General features: G+C 67.6%; 12 protein-coding genes. 7 read left to right on the forward strand and 5 right to left on the reverse strand.

Annotated features, from left to right (window positions below; translation table 11 throughout):
- Positions 1-80: 80 nt before the first annotated feature.
- Positions 81-611: a hypothetical protein gene (locus AB4Z27_RS06140; protein ID WP_441644095.1), complete on the forward strand. Its 531-nt coding sequence runs from the start codon at positions 81-83 to the stop codon at positions 609-611.
- A 6-nt stretch (positions 612-617) separates the two neighbouring features.
- Here AB4Z27_RS06140 and AB4Z27_RS06145 read toward each other — a convergent pair whose 3' ends face one another.
- Complete coding sequence (locus AB4Z27_RS06145; RefSeq protein WP_441644096.1) at positions 618-1,805, reverse strand: benzoate/H(+) symporter BenE family transporter; 1,188 nt, start codon at positions 1,803-1,805, stop codon at positions 618-620.
- A gap of 106 nt (positions 1,806-1,911) precedes the next feature.
- Positions 1,912-2,844 (reverse strand): amino acid ABC transporter substrate-binding protein, encoded by a 933-nt coding sequence (locus AB4Z27_RS06150; RefSeq protein WP_092290261.1) that lies wholly within the window; start codon positions 2,842-2,844, stop codon positions 1,912-1,914.
- Positions 2,845-3,278: 434 nt separating this feature from the next.
- On the opposite strand from AB4Z27_RS06150, the gene AB4Z27_RS06155 reads away from it, so the two are divergent.
- Positions 3,279-5,207 (forward strand): ATP-binding cassette domain-containing protein, encoded by a 1,929-nt coding sequence (locus tag AB4Z27_RS06155; protein WP_092290259.1) that lies wholly within the window; start codon positions 3,279-3,281, stop codon positions 5,205-5,207.
- A gap of 9 nt (positions 5,208-5,216) precedes the next feature.
- Here AB4Z27_RS06155 and AB4Z27_RS06160 read toward each other — a convergent pair whose 3' ends face one another.
- Both AB4Z27_RS06160 and AB4Z27_RS06165 read right to left on the reverse strand, forming a co-directional pair.
- Entirely contained in the window at positions 5,217-5,375 is a 159-nt protein-coding gene (locus AB4Z27_RS06160; RefSeq protein ID WP_441590557.1) for a hypothetical protein, read from the reverse strand.
- A gap of 3 nt (positions 5,376-5,378) precedes the next feature.
- Positions 5,379-6,590 carry an MFS transporter gene (locus AB4Z27_RS06165; RefSeq protein ID WP_092290257.1) on the reverse strand — a complete coding sequence of 404 codons (1,212 nt, stop codon included), beginning with the start codon at positions 6,588-6,590 and terminating at the stop codon, positions 5,379-5,381.
- A 213-nt stretch (positions 6,591-6,803) separates the two neighbouring features.
- On the opposite strand from AB4Z27_RS06165, the gene AB4Z27_RS06170 reads away from it, so the two are divergent.
- From AB4Z27_RS06170 to AB4Z27_RS06190, 5 genes are all read left to right on the forward strand, one after another.
- Positions 6,804-8,795 (forward strand): DNA topoisomerase IV subunit B, encoded by a 1,992-nt coding sequence (locus tag AB4Z27_RS06170; RefSeq protein ID WP_092290255.1) that lies wholly within the window; start codon positions 6,804-6,806, stop codon positions 8,793-8,795.
- 43 nt (positions 8,796-8,838) lie between these two features.
- Entirely contained in the window at positions 8,839-9,666 is an 828-nt protein-coding gene (locus AB4Z27_RS06175; RefSeq protein ID WP_441644097.1) for a lytic transglycosylase domain-containing protein, read from the forward strand.
- A 145-nt stretch (positions 9,667-9,811) separates the two neighbouring features.
- A complete protein-coding gene (parC, locus tag AB4Z27_RS06180; protein WP_441590555.1) occupies positions 9,812-12,148 on the forward strand; it encodes a DNA topoisomerase IV subunit A in 2,337 nt (778 codons plus the stop codon).
- 173 nt (positions 12,149-12,321) lie between these two features.
- Positions 12,322-12,912 (forward strand): chromate transporter, encoded by a 591-nt coding sequence (locus AB4Z27_RS06185; RefSeq protein WP_092290221.1) that lies wholly within the window; start codon positions 12,322-12,324, stop codon positions 12,910-12,912.
- Positions 12,909-13,439: a chromate transporter gene (locus AB4Z27_RS06190; protein WP_092290219.1), complete on the forward strand. Its 531-nt coding sequence runs from the start codon at positions 12,909-12,911 to the stop codon at positions 13,437-13,439. Before AB4Z27_RS06185 ends, AB4Z27_RS06190 begins: the two co-directional genes overlap by 4 nt.
- Positions 13,440-13,460: 21 nt before the next feature.
- Here AB4Z27_RS06190 and AB4Z27_RS06195 read toward each other — a convergent pair whose 3' ends face one another.
- Positions 13,461-15,293 (reverse strand): ABC transporter ATP-binding protein, encoded by a 1,833-nt coding sequence (locus tag AB4Z27_RS06195; protein ID WP_092290217.1) that lies wholly within the window; start codon positions 15,291-15,293, stop codon positions 13,461-13,463.
- Positions 15,294-15,409: the final 116 nt, after the last annotated feature.

The raw sequence follows: 15,409 nt of genomic DNA on the forward strand, positions 1-15,409 counted from the left end.
GTCGCGGTGTTAACCCGACCATGCCGGCAACCATAACAAGGCCGGTGGCGGGTGTTGGCTGACGGGTAAAGGGGAGCAGTATGAAGCAGGATATTGACACCGCAACGGCATGGCCGAAGCCGCATTTCGCCGACATCGAAGGCGCGCCGGACGCCTTGCCACCGCATGACGCCACCGAAGGCGTCTGGCAGAACACCATCGCTGCCGCGGACCATGCGCTGGAAGAAGCGAACCGCATCCAGCGGGGCGTCCAGCAACATCTCAAGCTGATGCAGGAAGTGCGTGCACTCCGCGACGAACTCCACAAGGCCCATGCCGAGGTGGATCGCTACCGTGGCATGCACGCGCGCGTGGTGGTGGGCATGCGCCAGCTGGAAGACGACAACAACGCGGAGATCGCCCGGCTGCGTGCCGACAACGAGATCCTGCAAGTCCGCCACCGGGTCTACAAGCTGCTGGCCGAGCACTACGCGACGGCTGCGCTGCGCCTTGCGCCTCCCCGGTTTGCCGAACACCGCGACCGCGTGCTGGAACACGTGCTGTTCCAGCGCCGCAAGGGCGTGCCGGTGACGCAGATGGCTGCCGCGGACGTCGCCTTCCTGCTGATGTAAGCTGGCTCAGGCCGCCCGCTGGCGCGGGCGCAGCACGGCCAGCGCCAGCATGCCGCCCACCACGCCCCAGAAGGCGGAACCCACGCCGGCCAGCGTCATGCCCGATGCCGTGATCATGAACGTCAGCAGCGCTGACTCGCGCTCCGCCGGCGCCTGCATGGCCACGGTCAGGCCATTGGCGATGGAACCCAGCAGCGCGAAGGCCGCGACGGCCACCACCAGCGCCTTCGGGAAGGCCGCGAACAGCGCCGCGATGCTGGCCGCCATGATCCCCGCCACCAGATAGCCGATGCCGCAGACTACGGCGGCCATGTAGCGGCGGCGCGGGTCGGCGTCGGCCTCGGGGCCGGTGCAGATGGCCGCCGTGATCGCCGCCAGGTTGATCCCATGCGAGCCGAACGGCGCCAGGATGGCCGATGCCACCCCCGTCACCGTGATCAGCGGGCTGGCCGACACGTGGTAGCCATCCGCACGCAACACGGCCAGCCCCGGAATGTTCTGCGAGGCCAGCGCCACGATGAACAGCGGTACGCCGATGCTGATAAAGGCCGACAACGAGAACGCCGGCGTGGTCCACACCGGCAGCGTCACCGCAAATCGGATTTGTTCGAAATGGAGCTGCCCGAGCACCCCCGCCAGCGCCACGCCCACCAGCAGCACGCCCGGCACCGCGTAGCGCGGCCACAGGCGGCGTCCCACTAGATAAGTACCGAACATGGTCAGCAGCAACACCGTCTGGTGTTCCGCCTGCACGAAGACATCCACGCTGATCCGGAACAGGATGCCCGCCAGCAGGGCCGAGGCGATGCTCGCCGGCAGCGCGCGCATCAGCTTGTCGAACCAGCCGGTCAGCCCGGCGGCCGTCATCAGCAGCGCGGCGAGCAGGAAGGCGCCGATGGCCTCGGGGTAGGGCACGCCGGGCAGGCTGGCAATCAGCAGCGCCGCGCCGGGCGTGGACCAGGCCACCACGATCGGCACCCGGGTCATCAGCGACAGTCCCAGCGTAGTCACCCCCATGCCGATGGACAGCGCCCAGATCCACGAGGCGATCTGGGCATCGCTCAGATGCGCCGCCTGCCCGGCCTGGATCATCAGCACCAGCGAGCTGGTGTAGCCGGTGAGCATGGCGATCAGCCCGGCCACCGTCGTGGAAAGGGAGAGGTCGGACAGCTTGAGGGGGGCGGCGGCAGTCATGGTCGATGCGAAGGGGCGGACGGCCGACATCTTCGCATGGATGGGGGCGGCGGGGGCGCCAACGCGGCCCCCACGCGGCTCCCCGCCCGGGCTGGCAGGGAGGCCCTTAGTCGGCCACCTTGTCGCTCGGGAACTTGAACGAATCGCGCAGCAGGTAGCTCATCGGAATGTCCAGCGTGATGCCGTTGGGCGGGATCGGGCTAAGGAACCACTTCCGATACAGCTTCTGGGTGTCCTGGTCGTAGATCGACGTCACCATGGCCTTGTCCACCAGCTTCTTGAACTCGGCATCGTGCTTGGACAGCATGATCGCGTACGGCTCGATGGTCAGCAGGTCGCCCGTTACCGCCAGCGCGGTCGGGTTCTTGGCGTTGGCGCGCAGGCCGAACAGCAGCACGTCGTCCATCACGAAGGCGTCGGCGCGGCCCGCCTCGACCATGCCGAAGGCTTCGGCGTGATCCTTGGCCTCCACCACCTTCCAGCCCATGGCGCCCGCCTCATCCATCTTGCGGAGCATGGCCAGCGGCGTGGTGCCGGTGGTGGACACCACGGTCTTGCCGCGCAGGTCGCCCCACTTGCGGATGCCCGAATCGGCCTTCACCAGCATGCGGCTGCCGGCGATGTAGTGCGGGATGGTGAAGGCGACGAGGTCGCGGCGCTCGCGGTTGTTGGTGGTGGATCCGCATTCGAGGTCAGCCTTGCCGTCCACGATGGCCGGGATGCGCGAGGCCGGCGTCACCGGCACCCATTCCACGCGCAGCTGCGGCAGCTTGAGCTGGGTGCGCAGCGCCTCCGCCACCTTCAGGCAGAGATCCACGGCGTAGCCCATGGGTTTGCCGTCCGCCACGAACGAGAAGGGCACCGAGCTTTCGCGGTGGGCGATGCGGATGGCCCCGGTCTGCTGGATGCGCAACACCACCGAGTTGGGTGACGCCGCCCACGCCGGCAGGGCCGGCAAGGCAAGCAGCGTGGCGAGGAAACATACAACAAGCGCCGTGCTCCTGAAGGAGGCACGGCGCGGCAGGCCCGTATTGGTCATGAATGACACCCGTCCGAAAATTGTCTGGAAAGAAAACCCGGAAAACCCCGTTGGCCGGATGGGTCCGGCTCTGTACTGCCTTGTTGTTACCGCCTTGTTGTGCTTCTTTTCGGATTAATCCGATTGCGCTGAGTGTGTCGGATTGTTCCACGGCAGGCGCCCGACGCACAACCGCCGCGCTAGTAGTCGTGCTCGGGCTGCAACGCTTGGCCTCGCGCGCGGTTGACGGGGGCTTTCCCTTAAGGAGTTGTCCGACTTATTGCCCGGCCCCCGAATCGATATTCTTCAAACGTGCCTTGCGAGCAGGGCACCGAGGAGAGACTCTTGGGCCCGTTTGCTAACGGGCCCTTCTTTTTGGGACGCTTCTTTTTGGGCCGTGCGGCCCCGGCCCCTGGGGTCGACTACAATTCGGGCCTGTTTCCAGTCTCCCCACCATGGCCCTGTTCTCCATTTCCGATGCCCAACTTGCCTTCGGGCACGTGGCACTGCTCGACCACACCGATTTCTCGCTGGAAGCCGGCGAACGCGTTGGCCTGATCGGCCGCAATGGCACGGGCAAGTCGTCGCTGCTGCGGATCGTGGCCGGCATGTCCGCCCCGGACGACGGCCTGATTGCCCGCCAGAGCGGCGTCACCACTGCATATGTTGCGCAGGAGCCACAATTCGCGCCCGGGCTGACCGTGTTCGATGCAGTGAGCCTGGGCATGGGCGCCGCCCACGACCTGCTGGCCCGCTACGAGGCGGCGCTGGCCAAGCTCGACACCCATCACGACGAGGCCACGCTGGCCGAGTTGCATCGCGTGCAGGCCGAACTGGACGCCGCCGACGCTTGGACGCTGCGCACCCGCGTGGAAACCACGCTGGCCCGCCTCGACCTGGACCCGCACGTGCGCGTGGATTCGCTGTCCGGCGGCCTGCAGAAGCGCGTGGCGCTGGCGCAGGGGCTGGTGGCCGAGCCGGACATCCTGCTGCTCGACGAACCGACCAACCACCTCGACGTCACCGCCATCCGCTGGCTCGAAGACCTGTTGATCGGCTTCCGGGGCAGCGTGCTGCTGATTACCCACGATCGCGCCTTCCTGGACCGCGTGGCCACCCGCATCGTCGAACTGGACCGGGGCCGGCTGGTGTCCTTCCCGGGCAACTTCGCGGCCTATCAGGCCCGCAAGGCCGAACTGCTGGCCGCCGAGGCGGTGGAGCAGGCCAAGTTCGACAAGCTGCTGGCGCAGGAGGAAGTGTGGATCCGCAAAGGCGTGGAAGCGCGCCGCACGCGCAGCGTGGCGCGTATCCAGCGGCTGGTGACCATGCGTACCGAGCGCGCGGCGCGGCGCGAGGTGCAGGGCAATGTGAGGCTGGAAGTGTCGCAGGCGGACCGCTCCGGCAAGATCGTGGCCGAACTGACCAATGTGTCGAAGTCCTACGGCGACAAGCCGGTGGTCCGTGACTTCACCGGCACCATCATGCGTGGCGACAAGGTCGGCGTGATCGGCCCGAACGGCGTGGGCAAGACCACGCTGCTGCGCCTGATCCTGGGCGAACTGGCGCCGGACAGCGGCACGGTGCGCAACGGCAGCAACCTTCAGGTGGCGTATTTCGACCAGATGCGCACGGCGCTGGACCTGGAGAAGTCGCTGGCGGACACCATCAGTCCGGGCAGCGACTGGGTGGAGGTCAACGGCCAGCGCAAGCACGTGATGAGCTACCTGGGCGATTTCCTGTTCGCGCCGGAGCGCGCGCGGTCGCCGGTCAAGTCGCTCTCGGGCGGCGAGCGCAACCGGCTGCTGCTGGCGCGCCTGTTCGCCCGGCCGGCCAATGTGCTGGTGCTGGACGAGCCGACCAACGATCTCGACATCGACACCCTCGAACTGCTGGAGGAACTGCTCCAGGACTACAGCGGCACGGTGTTCCTGGTCTCCCACGACCGGGCCTTCCTGGACAACGTGGTCACCTCGACCATCGCCGCCGAGGGCGAGGGGCAGTGGCGCGAGTCGGTCGGCGGGTATTCGGACTGGGAAGCGCAGTCGGCCCGGGCCGGGGCCATCCAGGCCGCCAAGCCGGCCGAGGCGAAGCCCGCCGAGGCGCTGAAGACGCAGAACACGCGCGAGGCGCGCGGCGCCAATCGCACGGTCAAGCTCTCCTATAAGGAACAGCGCGAGCTGGATGGCCTGCCCGAGCGCATCAACGCGCTGGAAGCGGAGCAGAAGACGCTGGCCGGCCAGCTGGCGGACGGCGCGCTCTACGCGAACGACCCCGCCCGCGCGGCCCAGTTGGCCAGCCGGCACGACGAGATCGAGATGGAACTGCTGGAGGCGCTCGAGCGCTGGGAAGTGCTCGAGGCAAAGACCAAGGGCGAGGCGCAGTAAGCTAGCCGCTTACCCGCACCACGCCAGCACCATATTGGTGAGGTCGACCATGAACGCCGGCCGCAGGTAGGCCAGGAAGCCAAGCGTCAGCACACCGGCCAGCGCCAGCAGGCCCACCGTCTTTAACAGCTTGGCCTTGAGCCAGGGATGGTGGCGTGCGGCGTCCATGGCTCAGACCGCTATCGGCTGCGGGCGCGTCAGCGCCTGCTCGCGGATCGGCAGGTTGACCAGCGCCGCCACCACCCCCAGCCCGATGGCGATGAACCACACGAGGTCGTAGCTGCCGGTCCGGTCGAACAGGAACCCGCCCAGCCACGCGCCCAGGAAGCTGCCGATCTGGTGCGAGAAGAACACCACCCCGCTCAGCATCGACAGGTACTTCACCCCGAACACCTGGGCGATGATGCCGTTGGTCAACGGCACGGTGGACAGCCACAGCAGCCCCATCAGCGCCGCGAACACCCACGTGCTGGCCGCCGTCAGCGGCAGCAGCAGATAGCCGGCAATCACGAACGAGCGCGCCAGGTAGATGAACGAGAGCAGGTAGCGCTTGGGCATGCGCTGGCCCATCGCCCCGGCGGTGTAGGTGCCGAACACGTTGAACAGGCCGATCAGCGCCAGTGCCACCGTGGCGATCTTGGGATCGGTGAAGCCACGATCCTTCAGGTACGGCGTCAGATGCACGCCGATGAACACCACCTGGAAGCCGCACACGAAATAGCCGAGCGTCAGCAACTGGAAGTTGCGATTGCCGAAGGCCTCGCGCGTGGCCTCGCCAATGGTCTGGTGATGCCCGCCCGTGGTCGCCGCCACCTTCGGCTCGCGCAGCGCGAACACCAGCGGGAGCATGAAACAGGCCATCACGGCCATGGTAAACAGCGCGTTTTGCCAGCCGACGAAGGAAATCAGCGACTGTTCGATCGGAATCATCAGGAACTGGCCGAACGAGCCGGCCGCCGCCGCGATGCCCATCGCCCAGATGCGCTTCTCGGCGCTGGCCACCCGGCCGATCACGCCGTAGACCACGCTGTAGGTGGTGCCCGCCTGGGCAATGCCGATCATCACCCCCGCCCCGGAGGCGAACGCCGTGCCGCTGGTGGCCATCGCCATCACGACCAGGCCGGCCACGTAGAGCGCCACGCCGACCAGCATGATGCGGATGGGGCCGAATTTGTCGGCCAGCGCGCCGGCAATCGGCTGGGTGACGCCCCACATCAGGTTCTGCAGGGCCAGGGCGAAGGCGAAGGTCTCGCGGTTCCAGCCGTGGGCCTGGGTAATCGGCAGGTTGAACAGGCCGAAGCCGTGCCGGATACCCATCGATAGCGTGACGAGCAAGCCACCGCACACGAGCACGGTGGTCAGGGAGAGTTTGCGGTCGGTCATGTCGGGCTCGGGACTTTGGCAGTCCTTTTCTCTGGTTATCGGGGGGCGCCGGGGGATTCCCTCTGCAGCCGGGCGAGTTTACCCCGGGTGGCGTATTTATGCCGAAGCCGCCGGTTCCGCGCGCCAGCGTACCGAGCCCGCCCCGGTCATCCATTACAATGCTGCGCAATCCGGCCGCGACGGCCGGGAGATCCACTTCTCCGTAGCGACTCCATGGCGAGCAAAACCAGTCAGTACAGCGAATCTTCCATCCGGGTCCTGAAGGGCCTGGAGCCGGTCAAGCAACGGCCCGGCATGTACACCCGTACCGACAATCCCCTGCATATCGTGCAGGAGGTGATCGACAACGCGTCGGACGAGGCGCTGGGCGGCCACGGCTCCGAGATCCTGGTCACGCTGCACCGTGACGGCAGCGTCAGCGTGGAAGACGACGGCCGCGGCATTCCGGTGGGTATTCACCCGGAAGAGCAGGTGCCGGTGGTGGAGATCGTGTTCACCCGCCTGCACGCGGGCGGCAAGTTCGACAAGGGCAAGGGTGGCGCCTACGCCTTCTCGGGCGGCCTGCACGGCGTGGGCGTGTCCGTGACCAATGCGCTGTCCACCCGTCTTGATGTGACGGTCTGGCGCGACGGCACGCTCTCCACGCTGACCTTCTCGGGCGGCGACGTCACCACGCCGCTCGCCGGCCGCAAGCTCGAACGCGGCGAGAAGAAGAACGGCACGCGCGTGCAGGTCTGGCCGGATGCCAGCTATTTCGACTCCGCCACCATTCCGCAGGCCGAACTCCAGCGGCTGCTGCGCAGCAAGGCGGTGCTGCTGCCGGGCGTGAAGGTCACGCTCGAAATCGAGAAGACCGGCGAAAAGCAGGTCTGGCAGTACGACCAGGGCCTGAAGGGCTACCTCGTCGAGGCGCTGGCGCAGGGCAGCGGGTCCGAACTCGTGATCCCGATGTTCGAGGGCGAGCACTTTGCCGACCCGGACGGCAATCCGGGCGAGGAAGGCTTTGCCGAGGGCGAGGGCGCCTCCTGGGTGGTGGCCTGGACCGAGGACGGCGCGCCGGTGCGCGAGTCCTACGTCAACCTGATCCCGACGCCGGCCGGCGGCACGCATGAGTCCGGCCTGCGCGAGGGCTTGTTCCTGGCGGTCAAGAGCTTTATCGAGATGCACTCACTCCAGCCCAAGGGCGTGAAGCTGATGAGCGAGGACGTGTTCGCGCGCGCCTCGTTCGTGCTCTCGGCCAAGGTGCTCGATCCGCAGTTCCAGGGCCAGATCAAGGAACGCCTGAACAGCCGCGACGCCGTGCGCCTGGTCTCCACCTTCAGCCGCCCCGCGCTGGAGCTGTGGCTGAACCATCATGTGGACTACGGCAAGAAGCTGGCCGAACTGGTGATCCGCCAGGCCCAGGCGCGCACCCGCGCCGCGCAGAAGGTGGAAAAGAAGAAGGGCTCCGGCGTGGCCGTGCTGCCCGGCAAGCTGACCGATTGCGAATCGACCGATGTGTCGCGCAACGAGATTTTCCTGGTCGAGGGCGACTCGGCCGGCGGTTCGGCCAAGATGGGCCGCGACAAGGAGTTCCAGGCCATCCTGCCGCTGCGCGGCAAGGTGCTGAACACCTGGGAGACCGAGCGCGACCGCCTGTTCGCCAATAATGAAGTGCACGACATCGCCGTGGCGATTGGTGTGGATCCGCACGGTCCGGACGACGAGCCGGACCTGTCCAACCTGCGCTATGGCAAGATCTGTATCCTGTCCGATGCCGACGTGGACGGCGCGCACATCCAGGTGCTGCTGCTCACGCTGTTCTTCCGTCACTTCCCGAAGCTGATCGACAACGGCAACGTCTGCGTGGCCCGCCCGCCGCTGTTCCGAGTGGATGCTCCGGCACGCGGCAAGAAGCCGGCCCAGAAGCTCTACGCGCTGGACGAAGGCGAGCTGGAAGCCATCCAGGACAAGCTGATGAAGGATGGCGTCAAGGAAGGCGCCTGGCAGATCTCGCGCTTCAAGGGCTTGGGCGAGATGAGCGCCGAGCAGCTGTGGGAAACCACGATGAATCCGGACACGCGCCGGCTGCTGCCGGTGGCGCTTGGCGAATTCGACCTGCCCCAGACCGTGAGCATGATGAACATGCTGATGGGCAAGGGCGAGGCGTCGCAGCGGCGCACGTGGCTCGAGGAAAAGGGCAACGAGGTGGAGGCGGATATCTGACCGCTCCGGCAACGGGTGCAGCGGTCGGCAACGGAGAAGCACCATGCGGACCATCGGCAATCTGCGGACCATCGGCAATCGCCGCGCCCTGGCGCGGCTGGCAAGGCGGGTCACGGCGCTCGGGCTGGCGCTGGCGGGCCTGTGCGCGACCGGTGCCGCCCACGCCGAGCTGTATGGCTATATCGACGAAGACGGCGTGGCCCACTTCGCCGATGAAAAGATCGACGATCGCTACAAGCTGTTCCTCAAGGACGGCGGCAAGCTGGACACGCTGGCCATGCCGCGCGTGGCCGGGGTGCGCATGGTGGGGCGGCCCGGCAAGGGCGATGCCGACGCCGGCAAGCTGTTCCGCTATGTGCTGAACCACCCCAACATCGCGCTGGTCGATCCGATCATCCGCCAGATTGCCACGGCCCAGAACGTGGACCCGGCGCTGGTCAAGGCGGTGATGGCGGTCGAGAGCGGCTTCAACCCGAGCGCGGTGTCGCCCAAGGGCGCCATCGGCCTGATGCAGGTGATTCCGGACACCGGCGTGCGTTTCGGCATCGCCGCCGACAAGCGCCGCTCGGTGGAGCAGAAGCTCACCGACCCGCGCCTGAACATCTCGGCCGGCGTGCGCTACCTGAGCTGGCTGCAGGGCCAGTTTCCCAACAATCTCGAACTGGTGCTGGCCGCCTACAACGCCGGCGAGGGCGCCGTGGCGCGCTACAACAACCAGGTCCCGCCTTTCCCCGAAACCCGCCAGTACGTGAGCACGGTCATGGAGTTCTACCGGATCTACCAGCCGTCCGGGGTGGCCGTGGTGCGCACCGGCAGCCATGCCGGACGCGTGAAAATGGTGATCGGCGGCCGGCGCAACATGCCGGAATGACCCCCTTGTGACACCCGCTGTCACATCGATCGGGCCTCACTTTCCTGCGGGGCGCCCGAGTTTCGTTAGAATCCCACGCTGACAAGCCGACCCACAGGGTTTGCGAGGCGCCGCCCGGCGCCCGCGTGCCGCATTCTTGCCGACCATGGATCAACCAGACATTTCGTTTCAATCCGAAGAGCCAGCCGATTCGCTGACCCTGGCGCGCTACGCGGAGCGGGCCTACCTCGACTACGCGGTGAGCGTGGTCAAGGGCCGCGCGCTGCCCGAGGTGGCCGATGGCCAGAAGCCCGTGCAGCGCCGCATCCTCTATGCGATGGCGGCCATGGGCCTGCGTGCCGACGCCAAGCCGGTCAAGTCCGCGCGCGTGGTGGGCGAGGTGCTCGGTAAATTCCACCCCCACGGCGACCAGTCGGCCTACGACGCGCTCGTGCGCCTGGCGCAGGACTTCTCGCTGCGCTACCCGCTGATCGACGGCCAGGGCAACTTCGGCTCCCGCGACGGCGACGGCGCGGCGGCCATGCGCTACACCGAAGCGCGCCTGACGCCGATCTCGCGGCTGCTGCTGGATGAGATCGACCTCGGCACGGTGGATTTCCTGCCCAACTACGACGGCTCGGAGGAAGAGCCGAGGCTGCTGCCGGCGCGCCTGCCGTTCGTGCTGCTGAACGGCGCCTCGGGCATCGCGGTGGGCATGGCGACGGAAATCCCGCCGCACAACCTGCGCGAAGTGGCCGGGGCGACGGTGGCGATGATCCGCAACCCGGCCATCTCGCTGGCCGAGCTGCTGGCGCTGATGCCCGGCCCCGACTATCCGGGCGGCGGGCAGATCATCTCGCCGGCGGCCGATATCGCCCAGATCTACGAGGGCGGCCGGGGCAGCCTGAAGGTGCGCGCGCGCTGGAAGATCGAGGAAATGGCGCGCGGCCAGTGGCAGATGGTGGTGCACGAGCTGCCGCCAGCCACCTCGGCGCAGAAGGTGCTCGAGGAAATCGAGGAAATCACCAACCCGAAGATCCGCACCGGCAAGAAGGCGCTGACGCCGGAGCAGGTGCAGCTGAAGACCTCGCTGCTGGCCGTGCTGGACGCGGTGCGCGACGAATCCGGCAAGGATGCGCCGGTGCGGCTGGTGTTCGAGCCCAAGAGCAAGAACGTGGACCAGCAGGAGTTCATCCAGACCCTGCTGGCGCATACCAGCCTGGAGTCCGGCGCGCCGATCAACCTGGTGATGATCGGCACCGATGGCCGGCCGCGCCAGAAGGGGCTGCAGGAGATCCTGCGGGAGTGGATCGGGTTCCGCTTCGAGACGGTGACGCGGCGCACGCGCTTCCAGCTCAACAAGGTCGAGGACCGCATCCACATCCTGGAAGGGCGGATGCTGGTGCTGCTGAAGATCGACGAGGTCATCCGCATCATCCGCGAGAGCGACGAGCCCAAGCCGGCGCTGATCGAGGCGTTCCAGCTATCGGACCGCCAGGCCGAGGACATCCTCGAAATCCGCCTGCGCCAGCTGGCGCGGCTGGAGGCCATCCGCATCGAGCAGGAACTGGCCAAGCTGCGCGACGAGCAGGCCGAACTGGACGTGCTGCTGAAGTCCGAGACGATGATGCGCCGGCGCATCATCAAGGAAATCGAGCAGGACGCCAAGCAGTACAGCCCCGAGGACAAGGACCCGCGCCGCACGCTGATCCAGGAAGAGCGCCGCGCCGCCGCCGAGGTGCGCGTGGTGGACGAGCCGGTGACGGTCATCGTCTCGGGCAAGGGCTGGGTGCGCACGCGCCAGGGCCACGGCCATGAGACGCAGCAGTTCACCTTCAAGGCGGGCGACAGCCTGTACGACACCTTCGAGTGCCGCACCGTGGACACGCTGCTGGCCTTCGGCAGCAACGGCCGGGTCTATTCGGTGGCGGTGGCCGGGCTGCCCGGCGGCCGGGGCGATGGCGTGCCGGTGACGACGCTGATCGACCTCGCGCCGGGCTCGCAGATCGCCCACACCTTCGCGGGTGGCGCCGAGCAGCGCGTGCTGGTAGCCACGGCCGGCGGTAACGGCTTCGTGACCAAGGTCGGCGACATGATCAGCCGGCAGAAGGGCGGCAAGTCCTTCATCACGCTGGATGAGGGGGACACGCTGCTGCCGCCGACGCCGATTGCCGACGAAGCCACGCACGTGGCCTGCTTCTCGGGCAATGGCCGGCTGCTGCTGGTGGGGCTGGACGAGGTGAAGGTGCTGTCGGCCGGCGGCCGGGGCGTGATCCTGATGGAACTGGAGCCCAAGGAGCCGCTGACGCACGCCGTGACGGTGGGCGCGCCGGGGCTGCTGATCTCCGGCACCGGCGTCCGGGGCGGCAAGATGCCGCCGCAGAAGCTGGCTGGCAAGACGCTGCTGCCGTACGTCGGCAAGCGCGCCCGCAAGGGCAAGGCGGTCGAGCCACGTCTCAAGGAAGTGAAGATCGAGCCGGTGAAGGTGGACGGCGGGAGCTAAGGCAGCCGCCGGGTTGCTCCGCGCTCCCAGGGGGGAGGGGAGCAACCCACATCACCGTCCCTGACCCCCTCTTGCGCATCCGTGATGACCGCGTGCCACGCGGGCCGTCGCGATTGCCGTAGTATGTCGGCAGCCCGCGCCACCCCCTGCGTGGGCATTTATCGCCGCCTATCATGTCTGCCGCCCCGCTGCCCGACGTCTCCGAGCCTGCCCTGGCTCCGCCCCCCAACGCCCGCACCCTGTTCTTCGAATTTGCCCGCATGGGGCTTTCCGGCTTCGGCGGGGTGCTCCCGTTCGTGCGGCGCGCCGTCGTGGAGCGCAACCGCTGGCTCAACGACCGGGATTTTGTCGAGATCCTCAGCCTCGGGCAGGTGTTGCCCGGCCCCAACGTTATCAACCTGGCCCTGATGCTGGGCCTGCGCTTCGCCGGCCTGCGTGGCGCCGTGGCGGCCTTCTGCGGGCTGGTGCTGGTGCCGATGGTGGTGGTGCTGTGCGCCATGGCGCTGTACCTGCGCTACCAGGACGTCACCGCCGTGCGCCAGATGCTGGCCGGCATGACGGCGGTCTCGGCCGGGCTCGTGCTGTCCACCGGGGTCAAGCTGGCGGAAAGCCAGCCGCGCACGGTGCGCGCGGTGGTGGTCGGCGTGGCGGCGTTTGTCGCCATCGGCCTGCTGCGCTGGCCGCTGCTGCCGGTGATGGCGGTGCTGGTGCCGGTGGCGCTGGTGCTCGAACATCGCGCCGAAAAGCGCCGGGGGCAGGCATGAGTTCCCCGGAGATCCTGCGCAGCCTGCTCGGGCATTTCGGCATGCTGTCGCTGCTGGCCGTGGGCGGCGGCGGCACCGTCATCCCGGACATGCACCGCTACCTCGTGGAAGCCAACGGCTGGATGACCGATGGCCAGTTCGCGGCGCTCTACGCCATCTCGCAGGCGTCGCCGGGGCCGAACATCCTGTTCGTGGCGCTGTTCGGCTGGCAGGTAGCGGGGGCGGGCGGCACGTTCGCGGCGATGGTCGGCATGTGCGGGCCGTCGAGCCTGATCGCGCTCGGCTTCGAATACTTCGCCGGCCGTTCGCCGCACGCGCGCTGGCCGGGGCTGATCAAGCGCGGCCTGTCCGCGCTGACCATCGGCCTGCTGATGTCCACGGGCTGGGTGCTGGCCAGCAGCGTGGACCACAACTGGACCGCCGTGGCGGTGACGCTGCTGACCATCGCCCTCATGCTGAAGACGCGGGTTCATCCGCTGATGCTGGTGGCGCTGGGCGCCGGCGCGGGGCTGCTCGGGTTGGTCTGACCCCGGCCTGACCCGGTCCGATCAGTCCACGCCGACGAAGCCGCCGGTCTGGTGCGCCCATAGCCGGGCATAGAGCCCGCCGCGCGCGAGCAGTTCGGCGTGGGTGCCGGTCTCGACGATATGGCCGCCGTCGAGCACCACCAGCCGGTCCATCCGCGCGATGGTCGAGAGCCGGTGGGCGATGGCGATCACGGTCTTGCCCTCCATCAACGCCTCCAGGCTCTCCTGGATGGCCGCCTCCACTTCGGAGTCGAGCGCCGAGGTGGCCTCGTCGAGAATCAGGATTGGCGCATCCTTCAACAGCACCCGGGCGATGGCGATGCGCTGCCGCTGCCCGCCGGACAGCTTCACGCCACGCTCGCCCACCAGCGCGTCGAGCCCCCGCTGGCCGTTCCCATCGATCAGATCGCCGATGAAGTCGTCCGCCCGGGCACGCCGCAGCGCCTCGCCCAGGTCGGCATCGCTACTGTCCGGCTTGCCGTAGAGCAGGTTCTCGCGGATCGAGCGGTGCAGCAGCGACGTATCCTGCGTGACCATGCCGATCTGCGCGCGCAGGCTCTCCTGCGTCACCCCGGCCACGTCGTGGCCATCGACCAGAATCCGGCCAGTTTCGACGTCGTAGAGCCGCAGCAGCAGGTTGACCAGCGTCGACTTGCCGGCCCCGGACGGCCCCACGAGCCCGATCTTCTCGCCCGGCTGCACGGTCAGGTTGACATGCTCGATCACCCCGGCGCCCTTGCCGTAGTGGAAGCCCACGTCCTCGAACTGCACCTCGCCCCGGGCGATGCGCAGCGGCTGCGCGTCCGGCCGGTCCACCACGTTGCGCGGCACGGCAATCGTCTTCATGCCGTCCTGCACCTGCCCGACGTTCTCGAAGATGCCATTGACCACCCACATGATCCAGCCGGACATATTGTTGATGCGGATGACCAGCCCGGTCGTCAGTGCGATGGCGCCCGTGGAGATCAGCCCCTGGTTCCACAGCCACAGCGCCAGCCCGGTCGTGCCGGCGATCAGCGCGCCGTTCATCGCCGTGATGGTCACGTCCATGGCGCTGACCATCCGCCCTGCCATGCGCATCTTGTCGGTGTGACTGGCCATGGCGTCGCGCGCGTAGCTTTCCTCGTGGCGCGTGTGGGCGAACAGCTTCAGCGTGGTGATGTTGGTGTAGCCGTCCACGATGCGGCCCATCAGCCGCGAGCGCGCCTCGGTGGCCACCACGGAACGCTGCTTCACGCGCGGCGTGAAGTACGCCAGGGCGGCGATGTAGCCGGCAATCCACAGGATCAGCGGGATCATCAGCCGCCAGTCCGCCTCGGCGAACAGGATCAGCGCGCTGATGGCGTAGATGATCACGTGCCAGAGCGCATCGAGCGCATGCACGGCCGAGTCGCGCAGCGAGAACCCGGTCTGCATGATGCGCTGGGCAATCCGCCCCGCGAAGTCGTTCTGGAAGAACGACAGGCTCTGCTGGAGCAGGTAGCGATGGTTCTGCCAGCGGATCAGGTTGGCCAGGTTGGGGTTGATGACCTGATGCAGCAGCACATCGTGCAGGCCGAAGAACAGCGGGCGCAGCAGCAGCGCCACGGCGGCCATCCACAGCAATTCATTCTGATGGCGCGCGAAGAACTGCCCGTCCGGTGTTCCTTTGGCGAGGTCCATGATCCGGCCGAGGAAGCTGAACAGCGACACCTCGATCAGCGCGGCGATCAGGCCCACCACCAGCAGCGCGAACAACACCCCGCGCACCTCGCGCAGGAAGTACGCGTAGAACCGCCAGATGCTGGCCGGCGGCTGCGTATCCGGCATGTTCCGGAATGGATCGATCAATCTTTCCAGGCGGCGAATCGGCATACGGCGGTCCCTCATCTCGTCTGTTGGAGTGAACCGGTGATGATACGCCCAACAAAAAGCCCCGCCATGAGGCGGGGCTTGTCTGCATGCCTGGTCGAGCAGGCAATGTCAGGGAA

Origin of the sequence: Cupriavidus sp. KB_39 (genome assembly GCF_052114485.1) — a bacterium.
GTDB lineage: Bacteria > Pseudomonadota > Gammaproteobacteria > Burkholderiales > Burkholderiaceae > Cupriavidus.

Bases quoted from the DNA above. Each gene is read 5' to 3' on its own strand.
- AB4Z27_RS06140 (WP_441644095.1), top strand. From the start codon at position 81: ATGAAGCAGGATATTGACACCGCAACGGCATGGCCGAAGCCGCATTTC.
- AB4Z27_RS06145 (WP_441644096.1), bottom strand. From the start codon at position 1,805: ATGACTGCCGCCGCCCCCCTCAAGCTGTCCGACCTCTCCCTTTCCACG.
- AB4Z27_RS06150 (WP_092290261.1), bottom strand. From the start codon at position 2,844: ATGACCAATACGGGCCTGCCGCGCCGTGCCTCCTTCAGGAGCACGGCG.
- AB4Z27_RS06155 (WP_092290259.1), top strand. From the start codon at position 3,279: ATGGCCCTGTTCTCCATTTCCGATGCCCAACTTGCCTTCGGGCACGTG.
- AB4Z27_RS06160 (WP_441590557.1), bottom strand. From the start codon at position 5,375: ATGGACGCCGCACGCCACCATCCCTGGCTCAAGGCCAAGCTGTTAAAG.
- AB4Z27_RS06165 (WP_092290257.1), bottom strand. From the start codon at position 6,590: ATGACCGACCGCAAACTCTCCCTGACCACCGTGCTCGTGTGCGGTGGC.
- AB4Z27_RS06170 (WP_092290255.1), top strand. From the start codon at position 6,804: ATGGCGAGCAAAACCAGTCAGTACAGCGAATCTTCCATCCGGGTCCTG.
- AB4Z27_RS06175 (WP_441644097.1), top strand. From the start codon at position 8,839: ATGCGGACCATCGGCAATCTGCGGACCATCGGCAATCGCCGCGCCCTG.
- parC (WP_441590555.1), top strand. From the start codon at position 9,812: ATGGATCAACCAGACATTTCGTTTCAATCCGAAGAGCCAGCCGATTCG.
- AB4Z27_RS06185 (WP_092290221.1), top strand. From the start codon at position 12,322: ATGTCTGCCGCCCCGCTGCCCGACGTCTCCGAGCCTGCCCTGGCTCCG.
- AB4Z27_RS06190 (WP_092290219.1), top strand. From the start codon at position 12,909: ATGAGTTCCCCGGAGATCCTGCGCAGCCTGCTCGGGCATTTCGGCATG.
- AB4Z27_RS06195 (WP_092290217.1), bottom strand. From the start codon at position 15,293: ATGCCGATTCGCCGCCTGGAAAGATTGATCGATCCATTCCGGAACATG.